The 19825-nt window shown below is 66.2% G+C and carries 17 protein-coding genes; 9 read left to right on the top strand and 8 right to left on the bottom strand.

Features of this window, described 5'->3' with window-relative positions; all coding sequences use genetic code 11:
* Window positions 1-12 precede the first annotated feature (12 nt).
* On the top strand, window positions 13-855 hold the full coding sequence (locus FHT98_RS14750; protein ID WP_091862059.1) for an endonuclease/exonuclease/phosphatase family protein: 843 nt from the start codon (window positions 13-15) through the stop codon (window positions 853-855).
* Window positions 852-1676, top strand: a complete 825-nt coding sequence (locus FHT98_RS14745) for an inositol monophosphatase family protein (RefSeq protein ID WP_113586233.1) — start codon at window positions 852-854, stop codon at window positions 1674-1676. The genes FHT98_RS14750 and FHT98_RS14745 overlap by 4 nt, the downstream gene beginning before the upstream one ends.
* A 17-nt stretch (window positions 1677-1693) precedes the next feature.
* Here the strand turns inward: FHT98_RS14745 and FHT98_RS14740 are convergent, their stop codons facing one another.
* Together FHT98_RS14740 and FHT98_RS14735 are read right to left on the bottom strand one after the other, a co-directional pair.
* On the bottom strand, window positions 1694-4264 hold the full coding sequence (locus FHT98_RS14740; protein ID WP_248309227.1) for a DNA translocase FtsK: 2571 nt from the start codon (window positions 4262-4264) through the stop codon (window positions 1694-1696).
* A 171-nt stretch (window positions 4265-4435) separates the two neighbouring features.
* Window positions 4436-5092 carry a helix-turn-helix domain-containing protein gene (locus FHT98_RS14735; RefSeq protein ID WP_082617320.1) on the bottom strand — a complete coding sequence of 219 codons (657 nt, stop codon included), beginning with the start codon at window positions 5090-5092 and terminating at the stop codon, window positions 4436-4438.
* Window positions 5093-5292: 200 nt separating this feature from the next.
* Here FHT98_RS14735 and FHT98_RS14730 point away from each other — a divergent pair, with 200 nt between their 5' ends.
* Entirely contained in the window at window positions 5293-5766 is a 474-nt protein-coding gene (locus FHT98_RS14730; protein WP_091862613.1) for a hypothetical protein, read from the top strand.
* Window positions 5767-5794: 28 nt separating this feature from the next.
* On the opposite strand, the gene FHT98_RS14725 is transcribed toward FHT98_RS14730, so the two are convergent.
* The 6 genes from FHT98_RS14725 to FHT98_RS14700 form a co-directional block, all read right to left on the bottom strand.
* A complete protein-coding gene (locus FHT98_RS14725; protein WP_142114482.1) occupies window positions 5795-6514 on the bottom strand; it encodes a ribonuclease activity regulator RraA in 720 nt (239 codons plus the stop codon).
* Window positions 6515-6646: 132 nt separating this feature from the next.
* Window positions 6647-7564 (bottom strand): dihydrodipicolinate synthase family protein, encoded by a 918-nt coding sequence (locus FHT98_RS14720; protein ID WP_142114481.1) that lies wholly within the window; start codon window positions 7562-7564, stop codon window positions 6647-6649.
* A gap of 52 nt (window positions 7565-7616) precedes the next feature.
* Window positions 7617-9128: a tripartite tricarboxylate transporter permease gene (locus FHT98_RS14715; RefSeq protein ID WP_142114480.1), complete on the bottom strand. Its 1512-nt coding sequence runs from the start codon at window positions 9126-9128 to the stop codon at window positions 7617-7619.
* A gap of 18 nt (window positions 9129-9146) precedes the next feature.
* The gene (locus tag FHT98_RS14710) at window positions 9147-9635 is read right to left on the bottom strand and encodes a tripartite tricarboxylate transporter TctB family protein (RefSeq protein WP_061966552.1); all 489 of its coding nucleotides are present in this window, start codon (window positions 9633-9635) and stop codon (window positions 9147-9149) included.
* 129 nt (window positions 9636-9764) lie between these two features.
* Window positions 9765-10760 carry a Bug family tripartite tricarboxylate transporter substrate binding protein gene (locus tag FHT98_RS14705; protein WP_142114479.1) on the bottom strand — a complete coding sequence of 332 codons (996 nt, stop codon included), beginning with the start codon at window positions 10758-10760 and terminating at the stop codon, window positions 9765-9767.
* 69 nt (window positions 10761-10829) lie between these two features.
* On the bottom strand, window positions 10830-11864 hold the full coding sequence (locus FHT98_RS14700) for a 4-hydroxythreonine-4-phosphate dehydrogenase PdxA (protein ID WP_142114478.1): 1035 nt from the start codon (window positions 11862-11864) through the stop codon (window positions 10830-10832).
* Between the two features lie 150 nt (window positions 11865-12014).
* On the opposite strand from FHT98_RS14700, the gene FHT98_RS14695 reads away from it, so the two are divergent.
* The 6 genes from FHT98_RS14695 (at window position 12015) to FHT98_RS14670 (ending at window position 19787) form a co-directional block, all read left to right on the top strand.
* On the top strand, window positions 12015-13421 hold the full coding sequence (locus tag FHT98_RS14695; RefSeq protein ID WP_142114477.1) for a flagellar biosynthesis protein FlgA: 1407 nt from the start codon (window positions 12015-12017) through the stop codon (window positions 13419-13421).
* A 52-nt stretch (window positions 13422-13473) separates the two neighbouring features.
* Window positions 13474-14139: a GntR family transcriptional regulator gene (locus FHT98_RS14690; protein WP_061966556.1), complete on the top strand. Its 666-nt coding sequence runs from the start codon at window positions 13474-13476 to the stop codon at window positions 14137-14139.
* Window positions 14140-14420: 281 nt separating this feature from the next.
* Window positions 14421-16013 carry an ABC transporter substrate-binding protein gene (locus tag FHT98_RS14685; protein WP_142114476.1) on the top strand — a complete coding sequence of 531 codons (1593 nt, stop codon included), beginning with the start codon at window positions 14421-14423 and terminating at the stop codon, window positions 16011-16013.
* Window positions 16014-16176: 163 nt separating this feature from the next.
* Entirely contained in the window at window positions 16177-17793 is a 1617-nt protein-coding gene (locus tag FHT98_RS14680; RefSeq protein ID WP_061966558.1) for an ABC transporter substrate-binding protein, read from the top strand.
* Between the two features lie 95 nt (window positions 17794-17888).
* Entirely contained in the window at window positions 17889-18713 is an 825-nt protein-coding gene (locus FHT98_RS14675; protein ID WP_061966559.1) for a M55 family metallopeptidase, read from the top strand.
* A gap of 63 nt (window positions 18714-18776) precedes the next feature.
* Window positions 18777-19787, top strand: coding sequence for an ABC transporter permease subunit (locus tag FHT98_RS14670; RefSeq protein ID WP_061966560.1), 1011 nt, complete (start codon window positions 18777-18779; stop codon window positions 19785-19787).
* The last annotated feature ends 38 nt before the right edge of the window (window positions 19788-19825 follow it).

The raw sequence follows: 19825 nt of genomic DNA, 5'->3' as shown, positions 1-19825 counted from the left end.
ACCGATACGCCGATGAAACTGATCACCTGGAACATCCAATGGGCCCGCGGCGTCGACCACAAGGTCGACCCGCATCGCATCATCGACCACGCCCGGCAGATGGCGGATTTCGACGTGCTCTGCCTGCAGGAGGTCGCGGCCAATTTCCCCGATCTCGACGGCAATGACCGCACCGACCAGTTCGCCCTGTTCAGCGAGTTGCTGCCGGGCTTCACCCCGATCGAGGCGATCGGCGTCGATATCCCGGACGGCGCAGGCGGCCGCAAGCGCTTCGGCAATCTCGTCCTGTCGCGGCTACCCGTGGCGCAGGCGCTGCGCCATGTCCTGCCCTGGGAAGCGGCAGCGACGCGCAACATGCCACGCGTGCTGGTCGAGGCGATGGTCGAGACGCCCTTCGGCCCGATCCGGGTGATGACGACCCATCTGGAATACTCTTCGCCCATATTGCGGGCCGCCCAGGTCGAAGGCATCCGGCAGATCCACCGCATGGCCGCCGCGCGGCAGGTAACGCCGCGTGCAGCCGGCCCACACACCTATGCGCCGACCCCAAATGCCGCGAGCGCGATCCTGACTGGCGACTTCAACATGCGCCCGGACGATGCCGGGCTGACGCAGTTGCTCGCTCCGTTCGAGGGCGATGTGCCGCCGCTGATCGATCTCTGGCCGGTGCTGAAGGGCTCGGAACCGCATCCGCCCTCCGCCTTCATCTGCGACCAGACCTACGGCCCGCCGGGCTGTCTCGACTTCGTGCTGGCGACGCCGGACCTCGCCCAGCGGGCGCGTTCGATCACCTACGACATCGAGACGCGAGCCTCGGATCACCAGCCGATCCTGGTCGAGTTCGACCTCGGATGATCTTCACCCGGCAGGATCACGAGCAGCTCGACGCGATCCTGCGCGAGGCGGCGCGGCGCGAGGTAATGCCGCGTTTCCGCCGGTTGGCGGATGGCGATATCCGCGCCAAGCAGAACCCGGTCGACCTCGTCACGGAAGCCGACGAAGCGGCCGAGCGCTTCATCTGCGCCGAGCTGGCCAAGGCCTTTCCCGGCGCCGCGCTGATCGGCGAGGAAGGGGTCACGAAAGATCCCTCGCTGCTCGAAAAGCTGGCACAAGCCGATCTCGCCTTCGTCATCGACCCGATCGACGGCACGCTGAACTACGCCAGCGATTTGTCTCTCTTCGCGGTGATGGCAGCCGTCATCATCAAGGGCGAGATCGCCGCCGCCGTGATCCATGACCCCGCCGCCGAGGACAGCGCCATGGCACTGCGCGGCGGCGGCGCATGGCTCAGCCGCGCGGATGGCGCGAGCCGCGACCTGCGTGTCGCAGCGCCCGTCGCGATACGGCATATGAACGGGATGGCGAGCTGGCAATATTTCCCCGAGCCGCTGCGCAGCACGCTTCCCGGCCGCTTCCCCGCCTTCCTCGAAGTCGGCTCGCTGCGCTGCTGCGGGCAGGAATATCGTTTGGCTGCGGCGGGGCGCCTGCAATTCCTGCTCTATGGCGTCCTCAATCCCTGGGACCATGCGCCGGGCGTGCTGCTCTACAGCGAAGCCGGCGGCCATGCGCGCCTGCTCGACGGCCGGCTCTATACACCGACCGAGCGCTCGGCCGGGCTGCTCTGCGCGCCTGATGAGGCGAGCTGGCAGGAAATTCGATCGACCCTATTGGACTGAGCGGCAGCCGCCGCCGCTCAGTCGTCGTCTTCGTCGCGCGGGCGAGCGCTTTCCCCGAGGATTTCGCGTTTTCCGGCGTGGTTAGCGGGTCCGACGATGCCCTCGTTCTCCATGCGCTCCATGATGGAGGCGGCGCGGTTGTAGCCGATCTGGAGGCGGCGCTGGATGTAGGAGGTCGAGGCCTTCTTGTCCCGCAGCACGACCGCGACCGCCTGCTCGTAGGGGTCGTCGCTCTCGACTGAACCCATGCCGGTCTTGTCGAAGACGGCGCCGTCCTCGTCCTCAGCGCCCTCGTCCTCCTCGGAGGTGACGGCATCGAGATATTGCGGCCGGCCTTGGGTCTTGAGATGGGCCACGACCTTCTCGACCTCGCTGTCCGAGACGAAGGGGCCGTGGACGCGGGTGATGCGCCCGCCACCGGCCATGTAGAGCATGTCGCCCTGGCCGAGCAGCTGCTCGGCGCCCATCTCGCCCAGGATCGTGCGCGAGTCGATCTTGCTCGTGACCTGGAAGGAGATGCGGGTCGGGAAGTTCGCCTTGATCGTGCCGGTGATGACGTCGACCGAGGGGCGCTGGGTCGCGAGCACGACATGGATGCCGGCCGCACGCGCCATCTGGGCGAGGCGCTGGATCGTGCCCTCGATCTCCTTGCCGGCGACCATCATCAGGTCGGCCATCTCGTCGACGATGACGACGATATAGGGCAGAGGCTCGAGGTCCATGACCTCCTCCTCGTAGATCGCCTCGCCGGAATGCTTGTCGAAGCCGGTCTGGACCGTCCGGGTGATCACCTCTCCCGCCGCCTTGGCCTCGCCGACCCGGGCGTTGAAGCCGTCGATGTTGCGCACCGAGAGCTTCGACATCTTCTTGTAGCGCTCCTCCATCTCGCGCACCGCCCATTTCAGGGCGACGACCGCCTTCTTGGGATCGGTGACGACCGGGGTGAGCAGATGCGGGATGCCGTCATAGACGGAGAGTTCGAGCATCTTGGGATCGACCATGATCAGGCGGCACTCCTCCGGCTTCAGCCGGTAGAGGATCGACAGGATCATGGTGTTGATGGCGACCGACTTGCCCGAGCCGGTGGTGCCGGCGACGAGCAGATGGGGCATGCGGGCGAGATCGGCGATGACCGGTTCGCCGCCGATGGTCTTGCCGAGGCAGAGCGCGAGCTTGTGCTTGGTCGCCTCGAAATCCTGGCTGGCGAGGAGTTCGCGCAGGAAAACGGTCTCGCGGCGGGTGTTGGGCAGTTCGATGCCGATCGCGTTCTTGCCCTGAACCACCGCAACGCGCGCCGAGACCGCGCTCATCGAACGCGCGATGTCGTCGGCGAGGGAGATCACCCGGGAGCTCTTGATGCCGGGGGCCGGCTCCAGTTCATAGAGGGTCACGACCGGGCCGGGACAGGCCTGGACGATCTCGCCACGGATATTGAAGTCCTCCAGCACGCCTTCGAGCAGGCCGGCATTCTGCTGGAGCGTCTCGACCGGCAGTCTCTCATCCTGCGTCGGCGGCGGCTCGGCGAGGAACTCGATCGGCGGCAACTGGAAGCCGGCATCCTGCACCACCGGCAACTCGACAAGGCGGAGCTTGGCCCTGAAGGGCGTGACCTTGGCGGGCTGGGCCACAGATTCAGGTTCAGGGCGCGCAGGTTCCGGTTGGGCGGGCTGGGGCTGAACCGGTTTGGATGGAACAGGCTTGGGCTCGACCGCAGGTCGCGTGCTGCGCGCCAGCGGCACGCCGGGCTTCGCTACAGGCACAGTTTCTTCCGGGGCCGGAGCCTCGTCCTCGACCGCAACCGTTTCCGCGGCCGGGGCCTGCCAGGAGGGCGTCGCGATCTGGAAGCTCACCTGATAGCTCTGCCCCCAGCCGAAGCCGGACCAGGCGGGCGCGACCACCGGAGCAGTCACCGCGATCGGCGTCGCTTCACGCTTCGCGACCCGCGGCTCTTCCTCGAAGGCGATGACCGGGGCATGGGCCAGCGCTTCCGCCGGCATCGGCAGAGAGACGGGCTCGAAGGAGAACTCGGCGTCGTCGCGCTCGGCCTCGGGCACGCATTCCCAGAAGGCATGATCCGAGATGAAATCGAGCGGCGTCGCAACGTCCTGCTCCGGGACGACAACAATCTCCGCAGGAGCCTCGAACGCCATCTCGTCGGTGAAGGCGTTCTCGCCCTCGTTGAACGTCAGCTCGACGGAGACCGTTTCATCCGTTGCCGGTTCGGGCGCCGTCTCGGTACCGGGCGCTCCCCAGACCTGCCGGATCAGATGATCCGGCGTGCGCCAGAAGCGGACGCGGCTCTCGCCCGGAGCGGGAGCGTTCGGGGACATGGCGATGTCGAGGGCCTGGCCCAGAACCGGGGAAGCGGCCAGCTCCTGCTCGGCCTGCGCAAGCTTGCGCTGGGCGTCCGTGGAGCGCGAGGGCCTGACATAGGTCGGCCAGAGGCTGGAGGATGATCCCCCCTGCCGAATCGACTCGGCCGCAGGGGCTTCCGGCGTCGCGGACGACGCGCCCTCCTGTGGCTGAACGAAGCGATTATCCTCGGGAACGACGGCGTTCGCGCGGCGGTGACGATCCAGTTTATGCATGGGCTTAGGCGAACACTACGCTTCGTTAACCTGAGCCCCAGTGCTAGCCCGGCAGGGTTAAGAGACCGTTCAGATCGAGCGCGCAGGGGCAGGCAGGATCAACACGGCGACGGCGATCATCAGCGCCCTGGCCCTGAGAACCGCGCCATCTCGTATCGCGCGCGGCAGCCCTCAGGCCGCGACGGCGCTCATCCGCGCAGCGTTCATCACGCGCACGCCGCCAGGGACGATCAGGATGGTCTTTTCGCGGGCGAGGCGGGTGAAGGTGCGGCTCACCGTTTCGATGGTCAGGCCGAGGAAATCGGCGATGTCCTGCCGCGTCATCGGCAGCGGCACCGTGACCGACGGCTTGCCGAGGCGCGCCCAGCGCTGCTGCATGCCGAGCAGGAAGCAGATCAGCTTCTCCTCGGCCGTGCGCCGGCCGAGGAGCATCATCTGTTCATGGGCAAGCGTCAGCTCATGCGTCGCGAACTCGTGCAATCGCTTGAGCAGATGCGGCTTGGCATCGACCAGCGCGGTATAGGCGCCGCGCGCGAAGGCGCAGACCGCGACATCGCCGATGGCATCGGCCGAGAAGCCGTAGGCATCGCGCATCGCAAGGCCGAGAAAATCGCCCGGCAGCGCGAAACCGACCACCTGCCGGCGACCGTCGGAGAGCAGCTTGTAGAGGCGCACGACGCCGGCCGTGACGTTGTAGACGGAATGCGCCTCGCGGCCTTGCGTGAACAGCGTCGCGCCGGAGGCGAAATGCGTGGGATGCGCCAGGGATTCGAGCAGCGCCAGCTCGTCATCCGTCAGGGACGCACAGACGCTGACCAGCCGCACCATGCAGCTGCGGCAGCCGCCATCGCCGCAGGCCGTGGGGTGACAGTTCACGATCGCACCTTCCTGATCATCGGCAGACCATACCGCATGGGCTTGAGCCCACAAAGCGCGCTTCTGGTCGCAAGCCGCCGATTTGATCCAGATCAATGCGCCCTTGCCGGCCCGGCAATCACGGTACGCCCTCGAAACCCCGGAGAGCGTTCGTGACTGGCGATGATATCTTCGAGGTCGCGCGCATCGCGCCGGCGGGCGCCGACACGGTCTTCAGCCTCGTCGCCATGCTGCATCCGGAGGTGACCCCGGAGGGCTGGGCCGCCTTCGTGCGCGACAATTCGCAGGATGGCGCGCGGCCGCGCGGCGTCTTCGCGTTGCGCGACGCGCGGGCCATGCCGCATGCCGTCTTCACCTTCCGCGTCGCGCAGACGATCGCGGGCGGCACGGCGCTGGAGATCTCGGAACTGGCAATGATGAGGCTGCCGGGCACCTGCCTGGTCGATGCGTTGCTGCGCTTCGCCAACCAGCTCGCGATCGAGCTCGACCTGCCCCGAATCGCGATCTCGCTGGAGCGCTCGGCGGCCTGGGCGCAGGACCATGACGCTTTCCAGCGCTCGGGCTTCCAAGTCGACCGGATGATGGTGCTCGGCCGGGCGCGACTGGCGCCGACGGCCTGCAATTGACCTGCCTCAAGTTGGGCAGTCGCCGGGATCAGCGGCCGTTGACCTTCCGCCACGCCGCGAAATCGGTCTTGGTCTGCTCCTCAGTCGCCGGGTAGAGGCCGAGGATCGAGCGGCCCTTCAGCACCTCCTCGGTGACGAAATCCTCGAAGGCGGTCATCTCGACCGCCTCGGCCGCGACCTCGTCGGCGAGATGGGCGGGGATGACGATGACGCCCTCGGCGTCGCCGACCACGACATCGCCCGGGAAGACCGCGACGTCGCCGCAGCCGATCGGCACGTTGATATCGATCGCCTGATGCAGGGTCAGGTTGGTCGGGGAGGACGGGCGGTTGTGATAGGTCGGGAACGGCAATCCGGCGATCTCGTAGGAATCGCGGAAGCCGCCATCGGTGACGACGCCGGCGGCGCCGCGCTTCATCAGGCGCGAGACGAGGATGCCGCCGGCCGAGGCCGCGCGCGGATCCTTGCGGCTGTCGATCACCATCACGGCGCCGGGCGGGCAATCCTCGACCGCCTTGCGCTGCGGATGGGCACGATCCTGGAAGACCGAGAGCGGGTTCAGGTCCTCGCGCGCCGGGATGTAGCGGAGCGTGAAGGCCTCACCGACCATGGTGCCGGCGCCGGGATTGAGCGGGCGGACATCCTGGATGAACTGGTTGCGCAATCCGCGCTTGAACAGCGCCGTGCAGAGCGTGGCGACGGAGACCGTGCGCAGCTTCTCGCGGGTTTCCGGCTTGAGACTGGGCATGCGATCACCTTCTCCGTCCATGGCTCCCGCCGGGTGGCAGGTGGCAAGGAGGTTCCCGCGATCCGACCCGCTTTGTAAAGGCAGAGCAGGGCGCGAAAAACGCAACCCCGCTCCTGCCCTCGGGGATATCGCTTACTTGCCCCAGCGCAGCGCCAGCGGATCGAGCTCGCGGGCCAGCTCGATCAGGCCCTCGCGCGTCTTCGGATGCAGCGGCATCAGCGGATGGCGCACGGCTTCCGACTTGATGACGCCGCCTTCCTTCATCACCGCCTTGGCCGAGCGCAGGCCGCACTGCCGGTTCTCGTAATTGATGATCGGCAGGACGCGGGCATAGAGCGCCGCCGCCTGCTTGCGGTCTCCGGCCGCGTGGGCCGCGAGGATCGGCTTGATCAGGTCCGGGATCATCGCCGAGGTCATGGTGCCGGTGGCGCCGGCATCGAGATCGGCCATCAGGGTGATCGCCTCCTCGCCGTCGAAGGGGCCGACCACGGCGTCGCCGCCGGCCTCGATCAGCGCGCGCAGCTTACCCGCCGTGCCCGGCACCTCGATCTTGAAATAGCGGACGAGCGGGACCTCCCTCGCCAGCCGGATCATGAAGGGTACCGTCATGGTCACGCCCGAGAGCGGCGCGTCCTGCAGGATGATCGGGATGCCGCAGGCATCCGCCACCGCCTTGAAATGCTCGATCATGCCCTGCTCGTCGGCCTTGAGCAGCGCGCCGTGATAGGGCGGCATCATCATCAGCATCTTGGCGCCGGCGTCCGCCGCGGACTTGGCGCGGGCGGCGGCGATGCGCGTCGAGAAATGCGAGGTCGTGACGATGACCGGCACGCGGCCGGCGACCTGCTCCAGCGAGAGCCGCATGACCTGATCGCGCTCCTCGTCGGTCAGCAGGAACTGCTCCGAGAAATTGGCGAGGATGCAGATGCCGTCGACGCCCTGGTCGACCATCAGGTCCATGACGCGCCTGTTGCCCTCGATATCGAGGTCGCCGTTCTCGTGGAAGATGGTCGGCGCGATCGGCAGGATGCCCTTGTAGGGTTCGGTCATGGCGTCATCTCAGGTGGCGGACAGGGCGGGAATCGAACGGGCGATACGGATGTCAGGCGGTGCTGGCAGCCTTGGTGCCGACCAAGCGGCGCGCGAGCGAACCGACGAGCGGCATGACCAGCAGTGCGAGGCCGATCGCCATCAATGTCGAGACCAGCGGGTTCGACCAGAAGATCGAAAGGGAGCCCTGGCTGAAGATCATCGACTGGCGGAAGGCGTCCTCGGCCTTGTCGCCGATGACCATGGCCAGCACCAGCGGCGCGATCGGATAGTCGAGCTTCTTGAAGAGATAGCCGACGAGGCCGAAGACCAGCGCGAGCCAGATGTCGAATTCCTTGCTCGCGGCGGTGAAGGCGCCGATGAAGCAGATCACCACGATGACCGGCCCGATGATCGAGAAGGGGATGCGCAGGATCGAGGCGAAGAGCGGCACCGTCGCCAGCACGATCACCACCGCCACGACATTGCCGAGATACATCGAGGCGATCAGGCCCCAGACGAAATCGGGCCGGTCGGTAAACAGCGTCGGACCGGGATTGAGGCCCCAGATCATCAGCCCGCCCATCATCACCGCAGCCGTCGCGGAGCCGGGAATGCCGAGCGCCAGCATCGGCAGCATGGCGGCAGAGCCGGCGGCATGGTCGGCCGTCTCCGGTGCGATCACGCCCTCGGGCTCGCCCTTGCCGAATTTGGCGGGGTTGCGCGAGGAGCGCTTGGCCATCGCGTAGCTCATGAAGGAGGCGGCGGTCGGCCCGCCCGGCGTGATGCCCATCCAGATACCGATCAGCGAGGAGCGCAGCAAAGCGAGCCAGTAGCGCGGCAGCTTGGCGGCGGTGCGCAGCACGTCACCGACGCGCACCTTGGCGGCGACACCCTCGAATTTCAGCCCCTCCTCCATCGTCAGCAGCAATTCGCCGATGCCGAACAGGCCGATGACGGCGATCAGGAAGCTGACGCCGGCGAGCAGCACATCGAATTCGAAGGTGAGGCGGACATTGCCCGAGACCGAGTCCATGCCGATGGTCGCCAGTGCGAAGCCCATCGCCATCGAGACGACCGTCTTGAAGGGCGAGGCGCCGCCGAGCCCGATGAAGCTGGCGAAGGTCATGAAATAGACGGCGAAATATTCGGGCGAGGAGAAGCGCAGCGCAAAATTCGCGACCCATCCGGAAAGCAACGTGATCAGGATGACGCCGGCCATGGCGCCGAAGCCGGCCGAGAGGAAGGCGAAGGAAAGCGCCTCCGTCGCCTTGCCCTGCTTGGCCATCGGGTGGCCGTCGAAGGTCGTCGCGACCGATGAGGGTTCGCCGGGGATATTGAACAGGATCGAGGTGGTCGAGCCGCCGAAGAGCGCACCCCAGTAGAGCGAGGTCAAAAGGATGATCGCCGAGACCGGATCCATCGAGAAGGTCAGCGGCAGCAGCAGCGAGACGCCGTTGGGCGCGCCGAGGCCCGGCAGGACGCCGACGAGCACGCCGAGCAGGACGCCCGCCATCATCAGCAGGACATGGTGCGTGGTGAGCGCGACCGAGAAGCCGTGCATCAGGTTGGCGACATTATCCATGCTGATATCCCCGCCGTCTCAGAGGCCGATGAGCGGCTCGATCGGGCCCTTGAGCAGGCCGATCTGGAAGAATTTCTCGAGGGCGAAATAGAAGAAGGCCGCCGTCACGAAAGCGGTCGCGAGACTCTGGAACCAGCCGTAGCCGCCCTGGAAGCGCATCGCGAAGACGAGATAGAGGATCGTCGCGACATACATGCCGAGCGTTACGCTCAGCACGACGAAGGCGACGAGCGGCAGCAGGAAGGACAGCACCCGCTTGCCGCGCTCGGCATCGAGGAAGGCCTCGGCGAGCGCGGCCCTGCCTACGACGCGCTGGCTGAGCGTGACCGCGATCGTGCCAAGGCTCGCCAGTGCGATCAGCGCCCCCGCATAGAAGGGAAAGGCGCCGGGCTGCGGGCCGGAGCTGTCCCAGCCGATGCCGAATTCGAGCGAGCCCTTCACGATGACGAGCCCGAAGACGAGCGTCAGGATCGCGGTCCCGATCTCGGCCCAGAAGCGGGTGATCATGCGGTGGGTTCTCCCTTTCAGGGCTTGCACGTCATGGCCGGGCTTGACCCGGCCATCTCGGAAACCAGCCGTCTCGTCATGAGATTCCCGGGACGGCGCGCCGCGCCGCCCGGGAATGACGATCCCACCTTACTTCGCGACCCAGCCTTCGTTCTCGAAGACCTTCTTGTTGGCAGCCTCGTCCTTGGCGACGAAATCGGCGAGTTCCTTGCCCTTCATGAACTTGCCGGTCTGGGCGGTGCGCGTCACGAATTCCTGCCATTCGGGGGTCTTGGAGACCTTCTCCAGCAGGCCGGCATAATAGGTCACGGCATCGGCCGGGACGTCGGCCGGCAGCCAGACGGTGCGCGGCATCTGGAAGGTCTCCAGCGGCAGGCCCGCCTCCTTGCAGGTCGGGATATCGCCCCAGCCCTTGCCGTCATGAACGGGTTCGCCCTTGGCGAGGCGCACCGGCGAGAAGACGCAGAGCGGCTTGACCTGCCCGGCCTTCCACTGGCCGATATTCTCGTTGGGGTTGTTGGTGTTGGAATCGATATGGCCGCCGGCGAGCTGCACGGCCGCGGCGCTGCCGCCCTGGAACGGGATATAGATCCACTTCACGCCGGCGGCGTCCTGGATCATCGAGGTCAGGGTCTGGTCGGTGTCCTTCGATTGGCTGCCGCCCATCTTGAAGCCCATCGGCTTGGCCTTGACCGCATCGAGATAGCTCTTGGCGTCGGCATAGGGAGCATCGCCCTTGACCCAGAGCAGGAACTCGTCGAGCGCCAGCGCCGCGACCGGCGTCAGGTCCGTGAACTTGTAGCCGAGCTTGGCGACATAGGGCAGCAGATAGGCGTTGTTGGTGCCGAAGATGACGCGGTTCGGATCACCCTTGGCGCTCTTGCCGTAGACATAGCCTTCGGCGCCGGAGCCGCCGCCCTTGTTCACCACGACGATGGGCTGCTCGGTGAACTTGTGCTTGGTGATGATCGACTGGATGATCCGGGCGAAATTGTCGGTGCCGCCGCCGGCGCCCGAGGTCACGACGAACTCGATCGGCTTGGTCGGTTCCCAGGCCTGGGCGGCACCGATGCCGCCGAAGGCAACCGCGCCGGCAAGCGCAGCCGAAATAGCAATGGTCTTCATGGTTTCTCTCCCTGTGAGCTGGAATTGACGGGCCGCTCTTGGCGGCGGCCTTGACGTGGACAGGCGGGATCAGGCAGCGGCGCGGGTCTTTTCCTTGCCATCCTGGGCCATCTTGATGGCGAGCGAGAGCGCGGCGCGCGTCGCGCCGAGATTGGCGATGCCCTTGCCGGCAATCTCATAGGCCGTGCCATGGGCCGGCGTGCAGATCGGGAAGGGGAAGCCGCCGATCAGGGTGACGCCGCGGTCGAAGCCGATCAGCTTCATCGCGATCTGGCCCTGGTCGTGATACATCGTCAGCACGGCGTCGAAATCGCCGTTCTTCGCGCGCAGGAAGACCGTATCGGAGGGGAACGGCCCCTCGACCGTGAACCCCTTGGCCTTGGCCGCCTTCACCGCCGGCTCGATCGTCTCGATCTCGTCGCGGCCGAAATTGCCACCGTCACCGGCATGAGGATTGATACCGGCAACCGCGATACGCGGTGGGTTGAAGCCGGCCGCGCGCAGATTGGCATCGGCCAGCGTCAGGGCGCGCAGGATGCGCTCCTGCGTGATGTTCTGAGCCACTTCCGAGAGCGGGATATGCGAGGTGACGCGGGCGTTCCAGAGCTTGTCGAGGATATTGAACTCGCTCGCGGCGCCTTCGAAGCCGATCGCGTCGCGCACGAAGCGGATTTCGTCGTCATAGCCGGGATAGGCGAAGCGCATCGCCGCCTTGTTGAAGGGCGTGAAGAACACCGCATCGGCCTGGCCGGAGGCGGCGAATTGCAGCGCGCGGCGGAAATTCTCGGTCGCAGCCTTGCCGCCGGCGAGCGTCGCGGTGCCGCGCTTGAGATCGGCGGGGTCGTGATTGCCGAGATCGATAAAGGCGGGCTTGTCGCCAAGCGGCACGGCGTCACCGTCCTTGACGACCTGGACCTGCGGATCGACGCCGCCGTCCTTGATGCCGAGATCGAGCAGCCGCTTGTCGCCGAAGACCACATAGCGCGCGGCAGCACGCAGATCGGCCTCCGACAGGATGCGAGCCGTCAGTTCGGGGCTGATGCCGGAAGGGTCGCCCATCGCAACGGCGATCACCGGCAAGGCGTCATTCGTCCGCTCACTCATGGCCGCCACTCCGCTGCCTGTCCGTTCGTCTGGCCCGTTGGCTAACACAGGCAGCTCGGCCACTCAAGTATGCTGTATGCAGCATATCCAGATTGCTGTACCAAGCGGGAAGACACAGGCGCGGATTGCGGCCGCGCCGAAGGAGGGCCGATGAATTTTCATGCGCATTACGCCGGGATCGCGGAGCCGGTCGAAACCTGCCTGGTCGGCAGCGGCAGCTTCGGGCGCAGCTATCTTGCGCAGTCACGCCGGACGCGGCTGGTCAATGCGCGCATCGCGGTCGACGTCACCGCCGAGGCGGCCGCACGCGCCTTCGCAGCGGCCGGTTTCGAGCCGGGAGAGATCGCGCTGTGCGCGGCCGGCGCCGAGGCCAGGACCGCATGGAACGCCGGCAAGTGCATCGCCGCGGCGAGCCTCGACGTCGTCATGGAATTGCCCTTCTCGCTCCTCGTCGAGGCCACAGGGAGTCCCGAGGCAGCCACGCGGCACAGCCTCACCGCGATCGATGCCGGCCGCCATGTCGCGCTGGTCTCGAAGGAGGCCGACAGCGTCGTGGGTCCCGGGCTGGCACGGCTCGCCCGCGACAAGGGCGTCGTGGTGACGCCGGTCGATGGCGACCAGCCGAGCCTGCTGATCGCGCTCGCGAGCTGGGCCGAGATCATCGGCCTCGAGATCATCGCAGTCGGCAAGTCGAGCGAATACGATTTCGTGCTCGATGCCGCCACCGGCGACGTCACCTGCAATGGCGTGACCCGTTCGCTGCCGGCGCTGCGCGAGCACTGGCTGCCGGGCTCGCGCTCGATCGTGACCAATGCAGCCGAGCGCGCGCGCATCCTCGGCGAGGCTTTCCCGCTGCGGGCCGTGCCCGATCTCTGCGAGATGACGCTGGTCGCCAATGCGCTGGACTTCTCGGCCGATGCCGCCGGCTTCCACGCGCCGCCGGCCCGCGTCCCCGAGCTCGCCGATCTCTTCGCGGAGCGCGCCGAGGGCGGGCTGATGGGGGGCACGCGTCGCATCGACGTGTTCCATCATCTGCGGCTCAAGGAAGAAGCGAGCTTTGCCGGCGGCGTCTTCATCGTCGTGCGCTGCGACAATGACGAGACCTGGGAAATGCTGGCCGGCAAGGGCCATGTCGTCAGCCGCAGCGGCAGGACGGCCGCGCTCTACCTGCCGCGCCACCTGCTCGGCGTCGAGGTCGCGACCTCCATCCTCGATGCCGCCGGGCTCGGCCGCTCCGGCTATGGCGACGATTACCGCCCGCGGCAGGATCTCGTCGCGGTGGCGCAGCGCGATCTCGCCGCCGGGACGGTGCTCGCGATGGGCGGGCATCATCACAGCATCGACAATGTCGGCGCCGAAGTGAGGCCGGCGATGGCGCTGGCAGCCGAGCGCGCCGCCCCGTTCTACCTGATCGCCGACCGGACGCTCGTTCGCCCGGTCAAGGCCGGCGCAGCGATCCGCCTCGGCGATGTCGCGATCCCCGAAGATTCCGGGTTGCTGGCGATGCGCCGGCGGCAGGACGCGCTGTTTGCCGCCGGAAACGACGTGCCGGTTTGACAGCGCGGAAGCCGCATGCCGTAACGGAGAGGCCGGAAACACGGGAGCAACGATGAGCGAGACGGCGGCCGACTATATCCCGATCACGCGGCGGACCCTCCATGATGAGGTGCTGGAGCGCGTGCGCGACATGATCATCGAAGGGCGCCTCGCCCCCGGCCAGCGCATCAACGAAGGCCAGGTCGGCGCCCAGCTCGGGGTCTCGCGGACGCCGCTGCGCGAGGCGATCAAGACTCTCGCCAGCGAGGGGCTTGTCGAGATCCTGCCGGCCAAGGGCGCGATCGTCCGTAAATTCTCGGCGCGGGACCTCGCCGACATCCTCGAAGTCATCAAGAGCCTGGAGCAGCTCGGCGGTCGGATCGCCTGTGCGCAGGCCAGCGACGCCACGGTCGAAGCGATCCACACGCTGCACCGGGACATGCTGGCACTCTACGCGACGCGCGACCGGCTCGACTATTTCAAGCTCAATCAGGCGATCCACAGCGCCATCGTCGCGGCCTCCGGCAATGCCGTGCTGGCCGAGATGCACACCACGCTGCAATCGCGGATCAAGCGGCTGCGCTTCGTCGGCAACGAAGGCCCGGAAAAATGGGCCGGAGCGGTCGCCGAGCACGAGGACATGATGGCGGCGCTGCTCAGGCGCGACGGCGACGCCCTGGCCGAGGCGATCGGCCGCCATATGGACACGACGCTGGTGCGGGTGCGCGAAGTCCTCTGAGGGCCTGCCCGAACATCGGGCCTGTCTGGAACCCATAGACTTTCGAATAAGCTTCCGACGGCAAGACAAGCTTTCTCGCGCCGGCCGGAATCCGTTCTGACACAATCGTTTACCCTCACCTTGGAGCCGGCCTTCGAGCCCTCCGAGACGGCTATCCGCGCTCCCCTTCTTTGAATAAGCTGTAGACAAGGCGGCCCGGGGACTTCCGCCCCAGGAGCTTCCGATACAACGGGGCCGTTTGCCGCCCTCGCGAGGGCGGAAAGGCGTTCAAGGAGACACCCATGAAGACGATTCTGTTGGCGACGCTGTCGGCCGCCGCGCTGATGGCCGCGCAACCGCTGATGGCCAAGACGCTGGTCTATTGCTCCGAGGGCAGTCCCGAGAATTTCGCGCCGAGCGTCAACACCACCGGCACGTCCTTCGATGCGAACACCCAGATCTACGACACGATCGTCCAGTTCGAGCGTGGCGGCACCAAGGTCCAGCCGGCCCTTGCCGAGAAATGGGACATCTCGCCGGATGGCCTGACCTACACCTTCCACCTGCGCAAGAACGTCAAGTGGCAGTCCAACAAGAGCTTCAAGCCGACGCGCGACTTCAATGCCGACGACATCATCTTCATGATCGAGCGGCAGTGGAAGGAGAACCATCCGTTCTTCAAGGTGACGAGCTCGAACCACTCCTATTTCAACGACATGGGCATGCCCAAGCTGCTGAAATCGGTCGAGAAGGTCGATGACTACACCGTCAGGTTCACGCTGAACCAGCCGGAAGCGCCGTTCCTCGCCGACCTCGCCATGCAATATGCCAGCGTGCAGTCGAAGGAATATGCCGATGCGATGCTGAAGGCGGGCACGCCCGAGAAGCTCGACCAGGACCCGATCGGCACCGGCCCGTTCTATCTCGTGCAATACCAGAAGGACGCGATCATCCGCTACAAGGCCAATCCCGACTATTGGGCCGGCAAGGCCAAGATCGACGACCTGATCTTCGCGATCACGCCGGACGCCTCGGTGCGCTGGGCCAAGCTGCAGAAGGGCGAATGCCATGTCATGCCCTATCCGAACCCGGCCGATCTCGACGCGATCAGGAAGGACGCCAATGTCGAGATCCTCGAGCAGCCCGGCCTGAACATCGGCTATCTCGCCTACAACACCACCAAGAAGCCGTTCGACGACGTCAAGGTGCGCCACGCCGTCAACAAGGCGATCAACAAGCAGGCGATCATCGACGCGGTCTATCTCTCCAGCGGCGTCGCGGCGATCAACCCGATCCCGCCGACCATGTGGTCGTATAACGAGACGATCAAGGACGACCCCTATGATCCGGAGGCGGCCAAGAAGGAGCTGGCCGAGGCCGGCTATCCGAACGGGCTGGAGATCGACCTCTGGGCCATGCCGGTGCAGCGCCCCTACAACCCCAACGCCAAGCGCATCGCCGAACTGATGCAGGCCGATCTCGCCAAGGTCGGCGTCAAGGCCGAAATCAAGAGCTTCGAATGGGGCGAGTACCGCAAGCGCCTGCAGGCGGGCGAGCACCAGACCGGCATGTTCGGCTGGACCGGCGACAACGGCGACCCGGACAACTTCCTGCACACGCTGCTGGGCTGCGACGCGGCCAAGAACAACGGCGGCAACGTCGCGAAGTTCTGCTACAAGCCCTTTGACGATCTGGTCGTGAAGGCGAAGACGGTCACCGACCAGGCCGAGCGCGAGAAGCTCTACCGGCAGGCGCAGGTGATCTTCAAGGAGCAGTCGCCCTGGTTCACCATTGCCCACGCCGTGCAGTTGAAGCCCGTCCGCAAGGAAGTGAAGGACTTCAAGCTCTCGCCGTTCGGCCGCCACACCTTCTACGGCGTCGACATCGGCAAGTGACCTTCCGCGCCAACCGCGCCACATCGTGGCGCGGTTGATGCTTGCCAGTTGATGCTTGCCAAGTGACGCGGCCCCGCCGGACCGCGTTCCGGGAGGTGGAGACGATGGGGCACGACGCCCCGCGCCCGATCCGCCTCTCCTGCCTGTCCCGAGAGAGATGCCCATGCCCGTTCGTGCCCGTTCTCTTGCCCTGACGCTGGGGCTGAGCGCCCTTCTGCTGCCCGCCGTCGCCAGCGCCCAGGCGCTCGTCGTCTGCTCCGAGGCCAGCCCCGATTACCTGAACCCGCAATTCAGCGGACAGAACACCGCCTATGACGTGGCGGCACAGATCTATGAGCGGCTGACCGCGACGGAGCGCGGAGGATCGCAGATCATCCCGAGCCTCGCCGAGTCCTGGACGATTTCCGATGACGGGCTGACCTACACGTTCAAGCTGCGCAAGGGCGTGAAATGGCACGCCAACAAGAGCTTCACGCCGACGCGGGACTTCAACGCCGACGACGTGATCTTCTCGTTCGGCCGCATGTTCGACGAGAAGAATCCTTTCCACAAGGTCGGCAGCGGCAATTTCGGCTTCTTCGCCGAGATCGTGAAGCCGAGCCTGAAATCGATCGAGAAGGTCGACGACCTCACGGTCAAGCTGACCTTGACCAAGCCGAACTCGCCGCTGCTCTCGGCGCTCTCGGTCGAACCGATGTCGATCCTGTCGGCCGAGTATGCCGCGGCGATGCTGAAGGCCGGCACGCCCGAGCAGATCGATTTCGTGCCGATCGGCACCGGGCCGTTCTCGCTCACCTCCTATCAGAAGGATGCCGTCATCCGCTTCAAGGCGGTGCCGGACCACTGGACCAAGGCGGTCGGCAACCGCGATCGCATGGCGCTGGTCAACGACCTGATCTTCGTGATCACGCCGGATGCCTCGGTGCGCTTCGCCAAGGTGCGCTCGGGCGAGTGCCAGATCGCGCGCTATCCCAATCCAGGTGATCTGCCGGCGATGAAGGCAGAAGCCTCGATCAACCTTCTGCAGGGCAGCATCGCCGACCAGAGCTTCCTCGCCTTCAACCAGCAGAAGAAGCCCTTCGGCGACAAGCGCGTGCGCGAGGCCCTGGCCTATGCGACCAACATCCCGGCGATCATCGACGCGGTCTATCAGGGCACCGGCAAGATCGCTGCGGCGGCCGTGCCGCCCTCGCTCTGGTCGCATGATGCGGATCTGAAGCCGCGCCCCTACGATCCCGAGAAGGCCAAGGCGCTGCTGAAGGAGGCGGGTCTCGCCGACGGCTTCGAGACGACGCTCTGGGCCATTCCGGTCGTGCGCGCCTATATGCCGAACGGCCGGCGTGCGGCCGAGCTGATCCAGGCCGACTGGGCCAAGATCGGCGTCAAGGCGACGATCCAGACCTACGAATGGGGCGAGTATCTCAAGCGCGGCCGCGCCGGCGACCATGAGGTCGGCATGTTCGGCTATACCTGGGACTATCCCGATCCGAGCCAGATCCTGCTTTCGGGCTGGACCTGCGAAGGCGTGAAGAGCGGCGCCAACCGCTCGCGCTGGTGCAACCAGGAGGCCTCGGACGCGCTGGCCAAGGCCAGCACCATCACCGACCAGGGCGAGCGCACAAAGCTCTACAAGCGCTTCCAGGAGCTGTTCCACGAGGATGTCGCGGGCCTGCTCTTCGCCAATGCGCAGGCGTTCACGCCGGTGCGCAAGGAAGTGAAGGACTACAAGATCCACTTCTTCGGCGGACAGCCCTTCTACGGCGTCTCCATCGCCAAGTAATCCTGCGCCCCTCTCGCCGCGGCAGCCCACGCTGCCGCGGTCGACTGCCTGCGCGCTCATGCGAGCGGCGCAGGGCCTCCCCGGAGCTCATCGCCATGCGCATCTACATCTCCGCCGACATCGAAGGCATCGCCGGCGTCGTCACCCGCGATCAGACCCTCGTGGAGGGCTTCGAATACCAGGCCGCCCGGATCTGGATGACCGACAGCGTCACCGCCGCGGCGCGGGCCGCCTATGCCAGCGGCGCCAGCGAGGTCGTCATCGCCGACAGCCATGGCAGAGGGCAGAACCTGCTGCTCGAGCGGCTGCCGCGCGAGGTTCAGCTCGTGCGGGCCCATCCGCGGCCGCTGTCGATGATGCAGGGCATCGAGGCCGGCAGCTATGACGGCGCGCTCTTCATCGGCTACCATACGGGAGCGACCAATCCCGAGGGCGTGCTGGCCCATACCTTCCGCAGCGCCTGCCTGCGCGAGGTCAGGGTCAATGGCGTCGCCGTTCCGGAGGCCGGCATCAATGCCGCCATCGCCGGGCATTTCGACGTGCCGGTCCTGCTCGTCAGCGGCGACGACGCCACCATCGCCGAGACCAAGGGGTTCCTGCCCGATATCGAGGGCGTGACGGTGAAATGGGCGCATAGCCGCCAGTCCGCCCGCACGCTGATGCCGGAAGCCTCCTACGAGCTGATCGCGGAGGGCGTAAAGCGCGCCATCGCGCGACGGGCTGCGATCAAGCCTTATCGCATCGCCGGGCCGGTCACGCTCGATATCAACTTCCTGTTCCGGCAGCCGGTCGAGTATCTCGCCATGTTGAAGGCCGTGGAGCGGCTCGACGCCTTCACGATCCGCTATGTCGCGGACGACATCCTTGATCTCCAGCGCTTTTTGGTGTTTGCGCTGGGCTACAGCTCGACATTGCAATAAATCCAAACGACCTGCCGGCGTGCAACGATCCTTTTCACGCCGGCCAAGAACATCGGCACAACCATGCTGCGCTTCATCTTCACCCGGCTGAGCCTGGTCATCCCGACCTTCATCGGCATCACGCTGCTGGCCTTCTTCCTCGTCCGCCTCGTCCCCGGCGACCCGATCGAGACCATGGCCGGCGAACGCGGCATCGACGCCGCCCGCCACGCCCAGCTCCTGACCGAATACGGCCTCGACCGGCCGCTGCTCGTCCAGTACGGCAAATATATCGAGCGTGTGGTGCAGGGCGATCTCGGCAAGTCGATCGTCACCCGCGAAAACGTGCTGACCGAATTCGGCCAGCTCTTCCCGGCGACGATCGAGCTCGCGATCTGCGCCATCCTGATCGCGCTGATCGTCGGGCTACCGGCCGGCATCATCGCGGCGGTGAAGCGAAACTCGATCTTCGACCATGGCGTGATGGGGATATCGCTGACCGGCTATTCGATGCCGATCTTCTGGTGGGGCCTGCTGCTGATCCTGCTGTTCTCGGTGCAGCTCGGCATCACGCCGGTCTCGGGCCGCATCGCGGTGCAGTATTTCATCGAGCCAGTGACCGGCTTCCTGACCGTCGACAGCCTGCTGGCGGGGGATATCGACGCCTTCTGGTCGGCGTTGTCGCATCTCGTCCTGCCGGCGATCGTGCTCGGCACAGTGCCGCTGGCCGTCATCGCCCGCATGACCCGCTCGGCGATGCTGGAAGTTCTGGGCGAGGACTATATCCGCACCGCCCGCGCCAAGGGCATGGCACCGATCCGGGTCGTGGCCATGCACGCGCTGCGCAACGCCCTGATTCCGATCGTCACCGTCATCGGCCTGCAGGTCGGCGCGCTCTTCACCGGCGCGATCCTGACCGAGACGATCTTCTCCTGGCCCGGCGTCGGCAAGTGGCTGATCGAGGCGATCAGCCGGCGCGACTACCCGGTCCTGCAGGGCGGTACGCTGATGCTCGGCGTCGTGGTGATGAGCGTCAACCTCTTCGTCGACCTGCTCTACGGCCTGATCAACCCGCGCATCAGGCACGCAAGATGAACCGTCATTTCTCCCTTCGCTCCCGTCGGAGCCTCGCC

The organism is Allobosea sp. AK1 (genome assembly GCF_006714945.1).
Lineage (GTDB): Bacteria > Pseudomonadota > Alphaproteobacteria > Rhizobiales > Beijerinckiaceae > Allobosea > Allobosea robiniae.
This window is presented reverse-complemented; position numbering and strand designations above follow the sequence as displayed.